General features: G+C 61.9%; 16 protein-coding genes. 12 read left to right on the top strand and 4 right to left on the bottom strand.

Annotated features, from left to right (window positions below; translation table 11 throughout):
- Positions 1–5: 5 nt before the first annotated feature.
- Positions 6–1,148 carry a 4-phosphoerythronate dehydrogenase PdxB gene (gene pdxB, locus OC610_RS08030; RefSeq protein WP_264427339.1) on the bottom strand — a complete coding sequence of 381 codons (1,143 nt, stop codon included), beginning with the start codon at positions 1,146–1,148 and terminating at the stop codon, positions 6–8.
- A 288-nt stretch (positions 1,149–1,436) separates the two neighbouring features.
- Here pdxB and OC610_RS08025 point away from each other — a divergent pair, with 288 nt between their 5' ends.
- On the top strand, positions 1,437–2,840 hold the full coding sequence (locus OC610_RS08025; protein WP_332880467.1) for an MATE family efflux transporter: 1,404 nt from the start codon (positions 1,437–1,439) through the stop codon (positions 2,838–2,840).
- Here OC610_RS08025 and tusA read toward each other — a convergent pair.
- Both tusA and rlmM read right to left on the bottom strand, forming a co-directional pair.
- A complete protein-coding gene (gene tusA, locus OC610_RS08020; RefSeq protein ID WP_030140914.1) occupies positions 2,837–3,088 on the bottom strand; it encodes a sulfurtransferase TusA in 252 nt (83 codons plus the stop codon). The genes OC610_RS08025 and tusA overlap by 4 nt on opposite strands.
- 188 nt (positions 3,089–3,276) lie before the next feature.
- Positions 3,277–4,350: a 23S rRNA (cytidine(2498)-2'-O)-methyltransferase RlmM gene (gene rlmM, locus OC610_RS08015; RefSeq protein WP_264427338.1), complete on the bottom strand. Its 1,074-nt coding sequence runs from the start codon at positions 4,348–4,350 to the stop codon at positions 3,277–3,279.
- 172 nt (positions 4,351–4,522) lie between these two features.
- Between rlmM and acnA the strand changes: the two genes are divergently transcribed.
- The 3 genes from acnA (at position 4,523) to OC610_RS08000 (ending at position 9,813) form a co-directional block, all read left to right on the top strand.
- Positions 4,523–7,264: an aconitate hydratase AcnA gene (gene acnA, locus OC610_RS08010; RefSeq protein WP_264427337.1), complete on the top strand. Its 2,742-nt coding sequence runs from the start codon at positions 4,523–4,525 to the stop codon at positions 7,262–7,264.
- 117 nt (positions 7,265–7,381) lie between these two features.
- Positions 7,382–8,170, top strand: coding sequence for a CPBP family intramembrane glutamic endopeptidase (locus OC610_RS08005; RefSeq protein ID WP_264427336.1), 789 nt, complete (start codon positions 7,382–7,384; stop codon positions 8,168–8,170).
- Between the two features lie 77 nt (positions 8,171–8,247).
- On the top strand, positions 8,248–9,813 hold the full coding sequence (locus OC610_RS08000) for a methyl-accepting chemotaxis protein (protein WP_264427335.1): 1,566 nt from the start codon (positions 8,248–8,250) through the stop codon (positions 9,811–9,813).
- A gap of 169 nt (positions 9,814–9,982) precedes the next feature.
- Here OC610_RS08000 and OC610_RS07995 read toward each other — a convergent pair whose 3' ends face one another.
- Entirely contained in the window at positions 9,983–10,675 is a 693-nt protein-coding gene (locus tag OC610_RS07995) for an alpha/beta family hydrolase (protein ID WP_264427334.1), read from the bottom strand.
- A 96-nt stretch (positions 10,676–10,771) separates the two neighbouring features.
- On the opposite strand from OC610_RS07995, the gene ccoN (OC610_RS07990) reads away from it, so the two are divergent.
- From ccoN (OC610_RS07990) to OC610_RS07955, 8 genes are all read left to right on the top strand, one after another.
- Positions 10,772–12,196 (top strand): cytochrome-c oxidase, cbb3-type subunit I, encoded by a 1,425-nt coding sequence (ccoN, locus tag OC610_RS07990; RefSeq protein WP_264427333.1) that lies wholly within the window; start codon positions 10,772–10,774, stop codon positions 12,194–12,196.
- 10 nt (positions 12,197–12,206) lie between these two features.
- Positions 12,207–12,815 carry a cytochrome-c oxidase, cbb3-type subunit II gene (gene ccoO / locus OC610_RS07985; protein ID WP_181286923.1) on the top strand — a complete coding sequence of 203 codons (609 nt, stop codon included), beginning with the start codon at positions 12,207–12,209 and terminating at the stop codon, positions 12,813–12,815.
- Between the two features lie 3 nt (positions 12,816–12,818).
- Positions 12,819–13,031 (top strand): cbb3-type cytochrome oxidase subunit 3, encoded by a 213-nt coding sequence (locus OC610_RS07980; RefSeq protein ID WP_332880466.1) that lies wholly within the window; start codon positions 12,819–12,821, stop codon positions 13,029–13,031.
- Complete coding sequence (ccoP, locus tag OC610_RS07975) at positions 13,028–13,984, top strand: cytochrome-c oxidase, cbb3-type subunit III (protein ID WP_264427331.1); 957 nt, start codon at positions 13,028–13,030, stop codon at positions 13,982–13,984. Before OC610_RS07980 ends, ccoP begins: the two co-directional genes overlap by 4 nt.
- 503 nt (positions 13,985–14,487) lie before the next feature.
- Positions 14,488–15,930 carry a cytochrome-c oxidase, cbb3-type subunit I gene (ccoN, locus tag OC610_RS07970; RefSeq protein WP_264427330.1) on the top strand — a complete coding sequence of 481 codons (1,443 nt, stop codon included), beginning with the start codon at positions 14,488–14,490 and terminating at the stop codon, positions 15,928–15,930.
- The gene (gene ccoO, locus OC610_RS07965) at positions 15,930–16,538 is read left to right on the top strand and encodes a cytochrome-c oxidase, cbb3-type subunit II (protein ID WP_003199605.1); all 609 of its coding nucleotides are present in this window, start codon (positions 15,930–15,932) and stop codon (positions 16,536–16,538) included. Before ccoN (OC610_RS07970) ends, ccoO (OC610_RS07965) begins: the two co-directional genes overlap by 1 nt.
- Before the next feature lie 5 nt (positions 16,539–16,543).
- Entirely contained in the window at positions 16,544–16,729 is a 186-nt protein-coding gene (locus OC610_RS07960) for a CcoQ/FixQ family Cbb3-type cytochrome c oxidase assembly chaperone (RefSeq protein ID WP_003183474.1), read from the top strand.
- The coding region (locus OC610_RS07955; RefSeq protein ID WP_264427329.1) for a cbb3-type cytochrome c oxidase N-terminal domain-containing protein at positions 16,726–17,355 on the top strand (630 nt) is incomplete at its 3' end. The genes OC610_RS07960 and OC610_RS07955, both read left to right, overlap by 4 nt.

The raw sequence follows: 17,355 nt of genomic DNA, 5'->3' as shown, positions 1-17,355 counted from the left end.
AGCGATCAAACAACAGTGGCGCCCAGTGCCGTCACGATCTGTTGCAAAGCCGCCGATTGCCCTTCGATACGCACCCTCAAGCTGTCGATTTCCCGGCGTGGCGGATAATGCTTGCGCAGGGCATCGAACGCGCGACGTTGCTCGTCGACGGTGCCCACCAGGCTGCGGCGAAAATCCGCATCGTCGCGGCGCGGGTCATACACGCTCCGGCACAGCGCCGCCAGGGCCCAGGCCGGATCGGTGTCGGCGTCCAGGGTGATGCCTCCAAGCCAGAGCCTGGGCAGCAGGTCGGCCAGGCTGACTTCGGCTGTCTGCCCAAGAAAATCGCACAAGGCCTGGTAGATCTGCGCCGTGCCGCGTTGGCGACCGTCAAGGCTGTAGCCGGCGATGTGCGGGGTGGCAATCACGCAGAGGTCGGCCAGGTCGGCGTCCACCGTCGGCTCCTGCTCCCACACATCCAGCACTGCCTGCAAGTCTTCACGTTCCAGCAGCACCTCGCGCAACGCGGCGTTGTCGATGACCGGCCCGCGCGCGGCATTGATCAGCCAAGTGCCCGGCTTGAGGTCGTTCAATCGTTGCTCGTCAAAAAGGTGCCAGGTCGGTTGCTCGCCATCGCGGATCAAGGGCGTGTGCAAGCTGATGACATCACACTGCTCGATGATCTGCTCCAGACTCACGTAATCGCCGCCCTCCGCGGCCTGGCGAGGCGGATCGCAGACTTTCACGGTCCAGCCCAGGCCCCTGAGCACTTCGATCAACCGCCCGCCCACCTGCCCCGCGCCGACGATGCCAAAGGTGCGCTGGGCAAGATCCGCGCCTTCGATTTCCGCCAGGGTCATGAGGCTGCCCAGCACATAGTCCACCACCCCACGGGCGTTGCAGCCCGGGGCACTGGCCCAGCGAATACCGGCCTCGGCCAGATAATCAAGATCCAGATGATCGGTGCCGATGGTGCAAGTGCCAACGAAGCGCACCTTGCTGCCTTCCAGCAGCGCCCGATTGACCTGGCTGACCGAACGCACCAGCAACACATCGGCGTGCTCGACCATCGACCGATCGATCCCACGGCCCGGCACGCGGCGAATCTCACCGAAACCTTGGAAAAACGCATCGAGCAAGGGGATATTTTCGTCGGCAACGATCAGCATGGCGGAGCTCCTTTGGCGGATGGGCAGTGTAGGCGTTCCTCGCCTCGATGAGCCAGCCCATTACTTCGGTGAACGAAATCGTGGCGAGGGAGCTTGCTCCCGCTGGCCTGCGAAGCGGGCCCAAAATGCAGGCGACTGCTATGCAGTCGAGCGGGAGCAAGCTCCCTCGCCACAAGGTATTCGCATGGCTGAGAGTGATTACAAATCCCCAACACAGGTTTTTTCCTGACCACTGCGTCAAGGCGTAGAATTCGCCGCCTTGTGCTCAATCTCTCGGACGCTGCGCCTGTGAATCCCGTCATCGATACCCCCAACGCCCTCTCCCGCCCGGCCCGGGTTCGCCTGGAGCTCAAGACGCTGCTCGCCCTGGCCTTGCCGATCATGGTGGCGCAATTGGCGACCACCGCCATGGGTTTTGTCGATGCGGTGATGGCCGGCCGCGTCGGCCCACGGGATCTGGCGGCAGTGGCGCTGGGGAATTCGATCTGGGTGCCGGTGTTCCTGCTGATGACCGGTACGCTGCTGGCAACCACGCCGAAAGTGGCCCAGCGTTTCGGTGCCGGTACGTTCGATGAGATCGGGCCGCTGGTGCGTCAGGCGCTGTGGCTGGCGCTGGTGGTGGGATTGATCGCGACCCTGGCCCTGTTCAGCGCCGAGCCGATCCTGCACATCATGAAAGTCGATCCCGAACTGATCGGCCCGTGCATGGAATACCTGCGGGGCATAGGCACCGGTCTGCCGGCGGTGGCGCTCTATTACGTGCTGCGCTGTTTCAGCGACGGCTTGGGCCGTACGCGTCCGGCAATGGTGCTGGGGCTGTGCGGACTGGCGCTGAACATTCCACTCAATTACATCTTCATCTATGGACATCTAGGCGTCCCGGCCATGGGCGGGGTCGGCTGTGGCTGGGCCACGGCCATCGTGATGTGGTTCATGGCGGCGGGCATGGCGGTCTGGACATGCCGGGCCCCGGCCTATCAATCGAGCCGATTGTTCGCTCGTTTCGACTGGCCACAATGGTCGATGATCAAGCGTCTGCTGGGCATCGGCCTGCCGATTGGCATCGCGGTGTTCGCCGAATCGAGCATTTTCGCGGTGATCGCCCTGCTGATCGGCAGCCTCGGCGCCACGGTGGTGGCCGGGCATCAGATCGCGCTGAACTTCAGCTCGCTGGTGTTCATGATCCCCTACTCCTTGGGCATGGCCGTGACAGTACGGGTAGGCCAGGCGCTGGGGCGCAGCCAGCCCCGGGAAGCGCGTTTCGCCGCAGGCGTCGGCATGGGCACGGCCCTGGCGTACGCCTGCCTGTCAGCGAGCCTGATGTTCGCCCTGCGCGAGCCTATCGCCGCGATCTATACCGCCGATCCGAGAGTGATCGAAGTGGCGTCGATGCTGATCGTGTATGCGGCGCTGTTCCAGTTTTCCGATGCGATCCAGGTCACGGCGGCAGGTGCATTGCGCGGATACCAGGACACCCGGGTGACGATGATCCTGACCCTGTTCGCCTATTGGGGCATCGGCCTGCCGGTGGGTTACGCCCTGGGCCTGACCGACTGGCTCGGCGCCCCCAGCGGCCCGAGCGGATTGTGGCAAGGCTTGATTGCAGGCTTGAGCTGCGCGGCGCTGATGCTGTCGATCCGCCTGGCACGCAGCGCGCGCAAGCAGATCCGCCTCAGCCGCTCGACGGATTAAGCGAGCTTCTTGCGGATCCAGTAGAGATAGGTGCCGGCGCTCTCCTGCTGGGCCACCAGTTCGTGGTCCAGGAACACGCAAAACTTGGGGATGTCGCGGCGCGTCGAGGGATCGGTGGCGATGACTTTCAGCAGGCCACCGGGGGCCAGGTCGCGGATGTGCTGGTGCAGCATCATCACCGGCTCCGGACAATTGAGGCCCGTGGCATCCAGCGTACCGTCGACCGGCGTGTCGTTCATTTCACTCATGTTCTACTCCTGGAACTGGCCGGCATTGTCGCGCAATGTCGGCGTTCGGTCACCCCTGGTTCGACACTGCACCCTGTGGGAGCGAGCTTGCTCGCGATAGCGGTGGGTCAGCTTGCATCAATGTTAAATGTGTCGACGCCATCGCGAGCAAGCTCGCTCCCACAGAGGATTTCACTGGCTTCAAAGGATTAGCGGGACTTCGGCTTCTTGGTATCCAACCGCCGCAAATGGCACGTCACCTCTTCACGGTCGTGGTACAGCTGCTTGCAACCGATCTCGACCTTGATGCCCCGGGCCTTGAAGCCCTCGGCGATGCGTTCGAGCAGGCGCTTGACCTCGGCGTAACGCTGTTTCATCGGCAACTTGAGGTTGACCACGGCTTCGCGGCAATGCCCTTCGCCAATCCACTCCTCCAGCATCGCCGCGTTGCGCGCCGGTTTCTCGACGATGTCGCAAACCATCCAGTCCACCGGCTGCTTGGGCTTGAACGTAAACCCGTCCGCCATCAAGTGCTGCACCAGGCCGGTGTCCATCAGGCTTTCGGCCATCGGCCCGTTGTCGATGGCCGTGACCAACATGCCACGGTTGACCAGTTGCCAGGTCCAGCCACCCGGCGCGGCGCCGAGGTCCACGCCGGTCATGTCACTGTGCAAACGCTCGTCCCACTGGTCCTTGGGAATGAAATGATGCCAGGCCTCTTCGAGCTTGAGCGTCGAGCGGCTCGGCGCTTCCCGGGGGAACTTCAAACGCGGGATGCCCATCGGCCACATGGCCGAGTTATCCGCTTGCGCGAGGCCGAGGAACACTTCGCGACCACTCTTGAACGTCAGCAGCAGACGCGGCTTATGCGGGTCGTCCACCAGCTTGCCTGACCCACTCAAGGCCTTGCGCAGCGGGCCCTCGAATTTCTTGCAGAAGTTCGACAGTTCCTTGCCGTCGTTGGTATCGACCACCTCCAGCCACAGGCTGCCGCACGTCGGGAACGCGGCCATGTGGGCCAGGATGACACTGATGCGGTCCGTTTCCGGCAACTCAATGAACGTACCTCGGGCCCACTGGCGCGGAAAGATCAGTTCGGCAAAACGCTGCCCACGCATCAGCCGCTCGGCGCCGTCTTCTTCGGTGCAGACAAATTCGGCGCAGGCACTGGCCGGCTTGGCCTTGGCGTAGCCCGCCACGTTGAGCCGCGCGGCATGTTCGGCGATCTCGGAACAGACCTCGCCTTCAAAGCCCGGCCGGCAGTGCATAAAAAGCGTATTCATTGAAACCCCGTAGCAAAGCCTGTCACGAAAACCGGCGCATGATAGCGGAGTTCGGAACCGCGAACCTTCCTATAGAGTCCAGTGATTAGTCATACGCTCAAAACAGGGCTAGGTTAAAGGCTCTGTCCGTTCCGTCAGTCCGTAGCCGTGCGGACTCAAAGGAGTGATTTCAATGCCGTCCCTCGATAGCCTGAAAACCCTTAAAACACTGCAAGTCGACGCCAGGACCTACCATTATTTCAGCCTGCCGGATGCAGCGCGAAGCCTGGGTGACCTGGACAAACTGCCCATGTCCCTCAAGGTGCTGCTGGAAAACCTGCTGCGCTGGGAAGATGAAAAAACTGTCACCGGCGCCGACCTCAAGGCCCTGGCCGGTTGGCTGAAAGAGCGCCGATCCGACCGCGAGATCCAATACCGCCCGGCGCGGGTACTGATGCAGGACTTTACCGGCGTCCCCGCCGTGGTCGACCTGGCCGCGATGCGCGCCGCCGTGGAAAAGGCCGGCGGCGATCCCCAGCGGATCAATCCGCTGTCGCCGGTAGACCTGGTGATCGACCACTCGGTAATGGTCGACAAGTTCGCCAGCCGACAGGCGTTCGAGCAGAACGTCGACATTGAAATGCAGCGCAACGGTGAACGCTACGCCTTCCTGCGCTGGGGCCAGAGTGCCTTTGACAACTTCAGCGTGGTGCCGCCCGGCACCGGTATCTGCCACCAGGTCAACCTCGAATACTTGGGCCGCACCGTCTGGACCAAAGAGGAAGACGGCCGCACCTACGCCTTCCCCGACACCCTGGTGGGCACCGACTCCCACACCACCATGATCAACGGCCTCGGCGTGCTCGGCTGGGGCGTCGGCGGGATTGAGGCGGAAGCGGCGATGCTCGGCCAGCCGGTGTCGATGCTGATCCCCGAAGTCATCGGCTTCAAACTGGTGGGCAAGCTGCGTGAAGGCATCACCGCCACCGACCTGGTGCTGACCGTCACGCAGATGCTGCGCAAGAAAGGCGTGGTGGGCAAATTCGTCGAGTTCTATGGCGATGGCCTGGCCGACCTGCCCCTGGCCGACCGCGCCACCATTGCCAACATGGCCCCGGAATACGGTGCCACTTGCGGCTTTTTCCCGGTGGACGATGTGACATTGGACTACTTGCGCCTGTCCGGCCGTCCGACGGAAACCGTGAAGCTGGTGGAAGCCTATTGCAAGGCCCAGGGGCTGTGGCGCCTGCCCGGTCAGGAACCGGTGTTCACCGACACGCTGGAATTGGACATGGGCAGCGTCGAAGCCAGCCTCGCCGGCCCCAAGCGTCCACAGGACCGGGTGGCACTGCCGAATGTCGGCCAGGCCTTCAGTGACTTCCTGGGGCTGCAAGTCAAACCCACCAGCAAGGAGGAAGGTCGCCTGGAAAGCGAAGGCGGCGGAGGCGTCGCGGTGGGCAATGCCGACCAGGTGGGTGAAGCGGAATATGAATTCGAAGGCCAGACCCATCGCCTGAAAAACGGCGCGGTGGTCATCGCGGCGATTACGTCCTGTACCAATACCTCCAACCCCAGCGTGATGATGGCCGCCGGGCTGCTGGCGAAAAAAGCCGTGGAAAAAGGCCTGGCCCGCAAGCCTTGGGTCAAGAGTTCCTTGGCGCCCGGGTCCAAGGTCGTGACCGACTATTACAACGCCGCGGGACTGACCGAATACCTCGACAGACTCGGCTTCGACCTGGTGGGCTACGGGTGCACGACCTGCATCGGCAACTCCGGCCCGTTGCCCGATCCCATTGAAAAAGCCATCCAGAAAGCCGACCTGACCGTGGCCTCGGTGCTGTCGGGCAACCGCAACTTCGAAGGCCGTGTGCATCCGCTGGTGAAGACCAACTGGCTGGCCTCACCACCGCTGGTCGTTGCCTACGCCCTGGCCGGCACCGTGCGCATCGACATCAGCAGCGAGCCGCTGGGCAATGATCGCGACGGCAAACCGGTCTATCTCCGGGACATCTGGCCGAGCAGCAAGGAAGTCGCCGACGCCGTCGCCCAAGTCGACACCAGCATGTTCCACAAGGAATATGCCGCCGTGTTCGCCGGCGACGAACAATGGCAAGCGATCGAAGTGCCACAAGCCGCCACCTACGTCTGGCAGGACGACTCGACCTATATTCAACATCCGCCGTTCTTCGATGACATTGGCGGACCACCCCCCGCCGTCAAGAATGTCGAAGGGGCGCGGGTGCTCGCGCTGCTGGGGGACTCGGTGACGACCGACCATATTTCCCCGGCCGGCAACATCAAGGCGGACAGCCCCGCCGGCCGCTACCTGCGCGAACAGGGCGTGGAGCCACGGGACTTCAACTCCTACGGCTCGCGGCGAGGCAACCACCAGGTGATGATGCGCGGTACGTTCGCCAATATTCGCATCCGCAACGAGATGCTCGGCGGGGAAGAAGGTGGCAACACGATCTATATCCCCAACGGCGAACGCATGTCGATCTACGATGCCGCGATGTTGTACCAGGCGACCGGCACGCCGTTGGTGGTGATCGCCGGGCAGGAATACGGCACCGGCTCGAGCCGGGACTGGGCGGCCAAGGGCACGAACCTGCTGGGGGTCAAGGCGGTGATCGCGGAAAGTTTCGAGCGCATCCACCGTTCCAACCTGGTGGGCATGGGCGTGCTGCCACTGCAGTTCAAACTCGATCAGAACCGCAAGAGCCTGAACCTCACCGGCAAGGAAACCCTGGACATCCTCGGCCTGAGCGACACCGAGCTGACGCCGCGCATGAACCTGCCCGTGATCATTACCCGCGAAGACGGCAGCCAGGAGCGGATCGAAGTGCTGTGCCGGATCGATACCTTGAATGAAGTGGAGTATTTCAAGGCCGGTGGGATCCTGCACTTTGTCCTACGGCAATTAATTACAGGATAAAAAGAAATGGCTTACGAAAAACACCGCCTCTTTTTGGGCGGTGTTTTCGTATGGGTCTGCCTATAATCCCGCCGGCGTCGACAAGCCTCGACAGTTTTCAGCCTCAAAGGATTTGATATGCCCGCCCTCCCTTGGCCGTACCTGGCCCTTCTCTCGGCCGGTTATGCCATGGCCCTGGCCTATGGTCATCTCACATGGACCGCCGCCATCTCAATCGCGCTGTTGCTGTTCGCCGGGTATGCGGTTCGCCAACAAAAGATGCCCGTCGGACATTTTCTGGGACATTGTTTGTTCCTGGTATTGGCGATCGCGCTGGCGCTGCACTGGATGCCGGGCTTTTTCAACGGGCGGGCCATCGCGCCGCAACGTTTCACCGACGACGCCGCACGGTTTGCCATGTATTTGAACCAGGACAAGCCGCTGATTGGCTTCTGGCTGCTGCTGGCCTGCCCGTGGATCGTTGGCCGGCGTCCGTTTCGCTGGTCCATCTATGCCACGGTCCTGGGGCTATGCTTGAGCACCACACTGGCCTTGGGCGGGGCCCTGCTGCTGGGCATGATCCAATGGGCGCCGAAGTGGCCGGACCAGGCCTGGCTCTGGGTACTCAATAATCTTCTATTGGTGACCTTGGTGGAGGAAGCGCTGTTTCGTGGCTACATTCAAGGAGGCTTGAGCCGGTGCTTCAAGCTGCTGCGCCACGGCGACCAACTGGCACTGCTCCTGGCCTCGCTGTTGTTCGGCCTGGTGCATGCTGGCGCGGGATGGCACTGGGTATTGTTGTCGGGCCTGGCCGGGGTCGGTTACGGACTGGCCTACCGATTTGGCGGCCTGGGCGCTGCGATTGCCACGCACTTTGGCCTGAACCTGCTTCATTTCGCCCTCTTTACCTACCCGATGCTGGCGTGATAGCGACAGGAAAAAATAACTTCAATTAAAACCTGACGCAGCCGACAACCTTTCAAAGTCTTGCGGATCTACACACCATGCGTAACAACCAGCCTGTCACACAACGCGAAAGGACTTTCGCGACCCAGCAGCGATTGATCTCCACCACCAATGCCAAGGGTGTGATTACCTACTGCAACGACGCGTTCGTCGAAATCAGTGGGTTTTCCAAGGAAGAGCTGATCCATGCACCGCACAATCTGGTGCGCCATCCAGACGTCCCGTCAGCCGTGTTCGCGCATATGTGGGACACCCTGAAACAGGGATTACCCTGGATGGGCATCGTCAAGAATCGCTGCAAGAATGGCGATCACTACTGGGTCAACGCCTACGTCACGCCGATTTTCGAGGGCAACCAGGTGGTCGGCTACGAGTCGGTACGGGTCAAGCCCAGCGCCGAGCAGATCACCCGGGCCGAAGCACTCTATCGACGCATCAACCAAGGCAAGTCCGCGGTTCCGAGCAGCGACAAATGGGTACCCATGCTGCAGGACTGGCTGCCGTTTATCCTCGTCAGCCAGTTGAGCTTCGTCGTCGGCGCTTTCCTTGATTCTTCCTGGGGCTTTGCCTTGGCCGCCCTGCTGTCCGTGCCGTTGGGACTGCTGGGCTTGCAATGGCAGCAACGTGGCATCAAGCGCCTGTTGCGCCTGGCCGAGCAAACCACGTCCGACCCGCTGATCGCGCAGATGTACACCGACAGCCGTGGCGCCCAGGCACGCCTGGAAATGTCGATCCTCAGCCAGGAGGCCCGCCTGAAAACCTGCCTCACCCGCTTGCAGGACACCGCTGAGCACCTCAATGCGCAAGCCCGGCAATCCAATACCCTGGCGCACGACAGCTCCAGCGGCCTGGAACGCCAGCGCGTGGAAACCGAACAGGTCGCCACTGCCGTCAACCAGATGGCCGCCACCACCCAGGAAGTCGCCAGCCACGTGCAACGCACCGCCGATGCCACCCAGGAGGCCAATCGCCTCACGGGTCGCGGTCGCGACATCGCCGGGGAAACCCGCGAGGCCATCGAGCGCCTGTCGGTCGTCGTCGGCGAAACCGGGCAGACCGTGACCCAGCTGGCCAGGGACAGCGATGAAATCGGTGGCGTGGTCGATGTGATCAAGGGTATTGCCGACCAGACCAACCTGCTGGCCCTCAACGCCGCCATCGAAGCGGCCCGGGCCGGCGAGATGGGACGCGGGTTTGCCGTGGTCGCCGATGAAGTGCGGCAGTTGGCCCAACGCACCAGCGAATCCACCGGGCAGATCCATGCCCTGATCGCCAAGCTGCAACAGACCGCCAACAATGCCGTGCAGACCATGGACGCCGGTCATCGCCAGGCTGAAGAAGGCGTGGCGCGGGTCATGGAAGCCGACCAGGCGCTGGTGGGAATCAGCGAAGCGGTGGCGCATATCACCGACATGACCACCCAGATCGCTGCCGCGACCGAGGAGCAGAGTTCGGTGGCCGAGGAAATCAGCCGCAACATCAGCAACATTTCCGAACTGGCCGACCAGACCTCCGGGCAGGCCCACAGCTCGGCGCTGCTGAGTGAGGAACTGACTCGCACGGCCAATACGCAGTATTCGTTGGTGGAGCGGTTTAACCGCTGATTTCAATTGGCAAACTGAAAACCCGGACGGCGAACGCTTCCGGGTTTTTTGTCGTCTGGCAGGCCGCTATCGCGAGCAAGCTCGCTCCCACATTGGAATGCATTTCAATGAGCAACCTGGAACCCCTGTGGGAGCGAGCTTGCTCGCGATGAGGCCATGACTGGCAGCATCAGTCTTGAGACACAAACCCGGCCACCGCCTGCGCCGCAGCCGCCAGATGCTGCTCATGGCTGAAACCGGAAGCCTTCAACGGCTTCAGATCATGATCCCCCGCCACCAGCCACATCACCTCGATGTTCGGTGACAAGGTATAGCCCTGCACCGCCTCCCGATTGCCCAACGCATCCCGCTCGCCCTGGACGAACAAGGTTCGCGTCTTCAATGCCGCCAAATGCTCGACCCGTGGTTTCTCCGGCTTGCCCACCGCATAGAAGGGATAGCCCAGGCAGACCAGCGCCTCGGCACCCAGCTCATCGGCCAGCAGGCTCGCCATGCGTCCGCCCATGGACTTGCCGCCAATGGCCAGCCGGCCAGCGACATAAGGCCGCACCGTGGCGTACACCTCTCGCCAGCATTCGAGCAGTTTGGGCGCCGGGTTGGGTGGACGCTTGCCGCCGTCCAGGCGCCGCTGGGCCATGTAGGGAAACTCGAAGCGCAACACATTGACGCCCTGTGCGCCAAGGCGCGCGGCCATTTCGTCCATGAAACCGCTGTCCATCGGTGCACCAGCGCCATGGGCCAGGATCAAGGTCGGCGACTCGGCGCCAGCGCCCGGTTTCGCGGCCGTCCACAACCAGCGGTGTTCCGCCACGCATCGCGCCCATTGATCCCCGTCAATACTGGCCTTGTGCTGTTTGTCCATGCTTGCCTCGCTTTTAGTCTGCCTATAACTCCAGGCGAAGAGCGCCGCCTTGCCCTGCGCGGGCGCGTACTTCGGCTGAACCGTGGATGGGGAACCATGAACACTTCTATCAGTACCGCCTACAACTACAAGGTGGTCCGCCAATTCGCCATTATGACGGTGGTGTGGGGCATCGTCGGCATGGGGCTCGGGGTTTTTCTCGCCGCCCAATTGGTCTGGCCACAGCTCAACTTCGATTTGCCCTGGACCAGCTTCGGCCGCCTGCGCCCGCTGCACACCAACGCGGTGATCTTCGCCTTCGGTGGTTGCGCCCTGTTCGCCAGTTCGTTCTATTCGGTGCAACGCACCTGCCAGACCCAGCTGTTTGCGCCGAAACTCGCTGCATTCTGCTTCTGGGGCTGGCAGCTGGTCATCCTGTTGGCGGCCATCAGCCTGCCGCTGGGCTACACCAGTTCCAAGGAATACGCCGAGCTCGAATGGCCGATCGACATTCTGATCACCATCGTCTGGGTCGCCTACGCCGTCGTGTTCTTCGGCACCGTGGCCAAGCGCAACACCAAGCACATCTACGTCGGTAACTGGTTCTTCGGCGGGTTCATCCTGACCGTGGCGATTTTGCACATCGTCAACAACCTGGAACTGCCGGTGAGCTTCACCAAGTCCTACTCGGTGTACGCCGGGGCCACGGATGCAATGGTGCAATGGTGGTACGGCCACAACGCCGTGGGCTTTTTCCTCACCGCCGGCTTCCTGGGGATGATGTACTACTTCGTGCCGAAACAGGCCGAACGCCCGGTGTATTCGTATCGCCTGTCCATCGTGCACTTCTGGGCATTGATCACCCTGTATATCTGGGCCGGCCCGCACCACCTGCACTACACCGCGCTGCCGGATTGGGCGCAATCGCTGGGCATGGTGATGTCGCTGATCCTGCTGGCACCGAGCTGGGGCGGCATGATCAACGGCATGATGACCCTCTCGGGCGCCTGGCATAAATTGCGCAGCGACCCGATCCTGCGCTTTCTGGTGGTGTCCCTGGCGTTCTACGGCATGTCGACCTTCGAAGGCCCGATGATGGCGATCAAGACCGTCAACGCCCTCTCCCACTACACCGACTGGACCATCGGCCACGTCCATGCCGGCGCGCTTGGCTGGGTGGCGATGATTTCCATCGGCGCGCTGTACCACATGATCCCGAAAGTATTCGGCCGCACCCAAATGCACAGCATCGGCTTGATCAACGCGCATTTCTGGCTCGCGACCATCGGCACCGTGCTCTACATCGCCTCGATGTGGGTCAACGGCATCGCCCAGGGCCTGATGTGGCGCGCAGTGAACGAGGACGGCACGCTCACCTACTCCTTCGTCGAAACCCTGGTGGCCAGCCACCCTGGCTTCATCGTGCGACTGGTAGGCGGGGCGATCTTCCTCAGCGGCATGCTGCTGATGGCCTACAACACCTGGCGCACCGTGCGGGCCTACCAGCCTGCCGAAGCCGCCGCTGCCGCGCAGATGGCTTGAGGAGTCCGCCATGAAACACGAAACAATCGAAAAAAACGTCGGCCTGCTGATGTTGCTGATGGTGCTGGCCGTGAGTATCGGCGGCCTCACCCAGATCGTGCCGCTGTTCTTTCAGGACGTGACCAACAAACCGGTGGACGGCATGAAGCCCTACACCGCCCTGCAACTGGAAGGCCGCGACATCTATATCCGCGAAGGCTGCGTCGGCTGCCACTCGCAGATGATTCGTCCGTTCCGCGCCGAGACCGAACGCTACGGCCACTACTCCGTCGCCGGCGAAAGCGTCTGGGACCATCCCTTCCTGTGGGGCTCCAAACGCACCGGACCGGACCTGGCACGCGTCGGCGCGCGTTACTCCGATGACTGGCACCGCGCGCACTTGTACAACCCACGCAACGTCGTGCCCGAGTCGAAAATGCCGGCCTACCCATGGCTGGTGACACAAGCGGTCGACAGCAGCCACACCGAAGGCAAGCTGCGCGCCATGCGCACCCTCGGCGTGCCGTACACCGACGACGACATCGCAGGCGCGACGGCCACGCTCAAGGGCAAGACCGAAATGGACGCGCTGGTGGCCTACCTGCAAGTGCTCGGCACTGCCATCAAGAGCAAGAGGTGAGCCATGTGCTTTGAATTAGTGAGCGAAATGAGCACTGGAATGATCCGCGGCCTAGGCACCGTCGTGGTGTTCATCGCCTTCATCGGCCTGATCCTGTGGGTGTACAGCAGCAAGCGCGGGCCGGAATTCGCCCAGGCGCGCCTGTTGCCGTTCGCCGACGAACCGCCCGCCGACATCACCCCTCAAGCCCCCGCACCAAGGAGTACCCGGTCATGACCACTTTCTGGAGTACGTGGATCTGCGTACTGACCATTGGCAGCCTGATCGGCCTGACCTGGCTGCTGATCGGCACCCGCAAGGGCGAGACCAAGGGCAGCGTCGACCAGACCATGGGCCACAGCTTCGATGGCATCGAGGAATACGACAACCCGTTGCCGCAATGGTGGTTCCTGTTGTTCGCCGGCACGCTGGTGTTTTCCGTTGGCTACCTGATCCTCTACCCGGGCCTGGGTAACTGGAAAGGCATCCTGCCGGGCTATGACAACGGTTGGACCGGCGCCCATGAATGGGAAAAGGAAATGGCCAAGGCCGACGCTAAATTCGGGCCGATCTTCGCCAAATTCGCCGCCATGCCCGTGGAGGAAGTCGCCAAGGACCCACAGGCCCTGAAAATGGGCGGTCGCCTGTTTGCTTCCAACTGCTCGGTCTGCCACGGCTCGGACGCCAAGGGTGCCTTCGGCTTCCCGAACCTGGCCGACAGCAACTGGCGCTGGGGCGGCACGGCCGACACCATCAAGACGACCATCATGGGCGGCCGCATGGCGGCGATGCCGGCCTGGGGCGAAGTGCTGGGGGACGCCGGGGTCAAGAACGTGGCCGCGTATGTGCGCCACGACTTGGCGGGCCTGCCCTTGCCGGCGGACAGCGGTGCCGACCTGCAAGCCGGCCAGCAAACCTTCAACACCACCTGCGTCGCCTGCCATGGGGCCAACGGCCAGGGCACCGAAGCCATGGGCGCGCCGAACCTGACGCAACCGGGCGGTTTCATCTACGGCACCAGCCTGGCGCAGTTGCAGCAGACCATTCGCCATGGCCGCCAAGGCCACATGCCGGCACAGAATGAGCTGCTGGGCAATGACAAGGTGCAACTGCTCGCGGCTTACGTCTACAGCCTCTCGAAGAGTGGGGAGCAGTTGAGCGGCGAGCGTCAAGCTGCAAGCCTCAAGTAAAAGCAAAAGCAAAAGCAAAAGCAAAAGCTGCAGGCGACGAGTACCCACTTGAAGCTTGCAGCTTACAACTTCTAGCTGCTTCTTTTTGTCACACCCCTCCCATCGTCTTCCTTTCGGTTCTCTGGAATCGGGTCTAAGCTTGCCTTTGCGTGCACTGGCGACTGCCGGTTTCAGGTCGATCCGACCCGATGCGTTCGACAATCGTTCGTTCAAGAGGCCGCAAACGCAGGTGAATACCGGCTGTTGCGACAGTTGCCTGGCATCCCCCGAACGCCGTGTTTGAACACACCCCGTTACAACCGACCTGACCCCCTCGCCTCCTTCCTTGGTCGAGACATTTTGCCGTGGGCCAATTTTGTCCCTACAGAGAACATGGAAAGGCCGCAGAATCAGCTTTGGAAAGCATTGACCCAGGTCATGGCGCGTTGCAATGACCCCCCGCTTTCTCCATACTTGCGACCGATTTTTATCCTAATAAAACACCCAAACCGTGGAACCTTAGAATGAGCACAGCAATCAGTCCGACTGCTTATAACTATAAGGTAGTCCGCCAGTTCGCCATCATGACGGTGGTCTGGGGGATCCTTGGCATGGGGCTCGGTGTCTTCATCGCCTCGCAACTGGTCTGGCCGGAGTTGAACTTCGATCTGCCATGGACGACATTTGGACGCCTGCGCCCGCTGCACACAAACCTGGTGATCTTCGCCTTCGGTGGTTGTGCATTGTTTGCCACTTCTTACTATGTCGTGCAGCGAACCTGCCAGACGCGACTGATTTCCGACAGCCTCGCGGCCTTCACCTTCTGGGGTTGGCAAGCGGTGATCGTCGGCGCGATCCTGACCTTGCCAATGGGTTTCACCACCACCAAGGAATACGCCGAGCTGGAGTGGCCGCTGGCGATTCTGCTGGCCATCGTCTGGGTGACCTACGGCCTGGTGTTCTTCGGCACCATCGTCAAGCGCAAGACCAAGCACATCTATGTCGGCAACTGGTTCTACGGTGCCTTCATCGTCGTGACCGCCATGCTGCACATCGTCAACCATGCCTCCTTGCCGGTCAGCTTCTTCAAGTCGTACTCGGCCTACTCGGGCGCGACCGACGCGATGATCCAGTGGTGGTACGGCCACAACGCCGTGGGTTTCTTCCTGACCACCGGCTTCCTGGGGATGATGTACTACTTCGTGCCGAAACAGGCCGAACGTCCGATCTATTCCTATCGCCTGTCCATCGTCCACTTCTGGGCGCTGATCACCCTCTACATCTGGGCCGGCCCGCACCACCTGCACTACACCGCGTTGCCGGACTGGGCGCAGTCCCTGGGCATGGCAATGTCGATCATCCTGCTGGCGCCAAGCTGGGGCGGCATGATCAACGGCATGATGACCCTCTCGGGCGCCTGGCATAAGCTGCGCACCGACCCGATCCTGCGCTTTTTGGTGGTATCGCTGGCGTTCTACGGCATGTCGACCTTCGAAGGCCCGATGATGGCCATCAAGACCGTCAACTCCCTGAGCCACTACACCGACTGGACCATCGGCCACGTACACGCCGGTGCACTCGGTTGGGTCGCGATGATTTCCATCGGCGCCATCTACCACATGATCCCGAAACTGTTCGGTCGTGCGCAGATGCACAGCACCAGCCTGATCAACGCGCACTTCTGGCTCGCCACCATCGGTACCGTGCTCTACATCGCCTCGATGTGGGTCAACGGCATTACCCAAGGCCTGATGTGGCGCGCGATCAACGACGACGGCACCCTGACCTACTCGTTCGTCGAAGCCCTGCAAGCCAGCCACCCGGGCTACATCGTCCGTGCCCTGGGCGGTGCGTTCTTCGCCAGCGGCATGCTGTTGATGGCCTACAACGTGTATCGCACCGTTCGTGCCTCTGACCCGGCTGAAGCTGAAGCCGCCGCCAAGATCGCCGTAGTTGGAGCTCACTGATGAAGCACGAAGCAGTAGAGAAGAATATCGGCCTGCTGGCCTTCTTCATGGTCATCGCCGTCAGCATCGGCGGCCTGACCCAGATCGTTCCGCTGTTTTTCCAGGACGTGACCAACAAGCCGGTCGAGGGTATGAAGCCGCGCACCGCCCTTGAACTGGAAGGCCGCGACATCTACATCGCCAACGGCTGTGTCGGCTGCCACTCGCAGATGATCCGTCCGTTCCGTGCCGAAACCGAACGCTACGGCCACTACTCCGTTGCCGGCGAAAGCGTCTGGGACCACCCGTTCCTGTGGGGTTCCAAGCGTACCGGCCCGGACCTGGCCCGCGTTGGCGGCCGCTACTCCGACGACTGGCACCGTGCGCACTTGTACAACCCGCGCAACGTCGTGCCTGAGTCGAAGATGCCGGCCTACCCGTTTCTCGTAGAAAACAAGCTCGACGGCAAAGACACCGCCAAGAAAATGGAAGTCTTGCGCACCTTGGGCGTGCCTTACACCGATGAAGACATCGCCGGTGCCAAGGATGCCGTCAAGGGCAAGACCGAAATGGACGCGCTGGTGGCCTATCTGCAAGGCCTGGGCACCATCATCAAAAGCAAACGGTGATTTGGATGGATATCGGGATGATTCGTGGCCTGGGTACCGTCGTCGTGATGGTGGCCTTTATTGGCCTGGCGCTATGGGTGTTCAGCCCCAAGCGCAAGTCGGAGTTCGACGACGCGACCTTGCTGCCGTTCGCGGATGATCCCGAAGCCATCAAGCACGTCGAGCAAGCTTCTAGGAGTAACAAAGAATGACTACATTCTGGAGTCTGTACGTCACAGTCCTCAGCCTGGGAACGATCTTCTCCCTGACCTGGCTGCTGCTGTCGACCCGCAAGGGCCAACGCAGCGAAGCCACCGAAGAAACGGTCGGCCACTCCTTCGACGGGATCGAAGAGTACGACAACCCGCTGCCGAAATGGTGGTTCATGCTCTTCGTGGGCACCATCGTGTTCGCCCTCGGCTACCTGGTGCTCTACCCTGGCCTGGGCAACTGGAAAGGCCTGCTGCCAGGCTATAACTACCTGGATACCGAAAAGCAGACCGCCTTCGCCAATGGCCAGACCGGCTGGACCGGCGTGCACGAGTGGGAAAAGGAAATGGCTCGCTCGGACGCCAAGTTCGGTCCGATCTTCGCCAAGTTCGCTTCCATGCCGATCGAAGAAGTCGCCAAGGACCCGCAGGCCCTGAAGATGGGCGGCCGCCTGTTTGCCACCAACTGCTCGGTCTGCCATGGTTCCGACGCCAAGGGCGCCTACGGCTTCCCCAACCTGACCGACGCCGACTGGCGCTGGGGCGGCGAACCGGAGACCATCAAGACCACCATCATGGGCGGCCGTCATGCCGTCATGCCGGGCTGGGCCGCCGTTGTCGGCGAACAG

The organism is Pseudomonas agronomica, assembly GCF_025917275.1.
Classification (GTDB): Bacteria; Pseudomonadota; Gammaproteobacteria; order Pseudomonadales; family Pseudomonadaceae; genus Aquipseudomonas; species Aquipseudomonas agronomica.
Note: the sequence above shows the minus strand (reverse complement) of the source record. Positions and strands in the feature narration are given on the sequence as shown.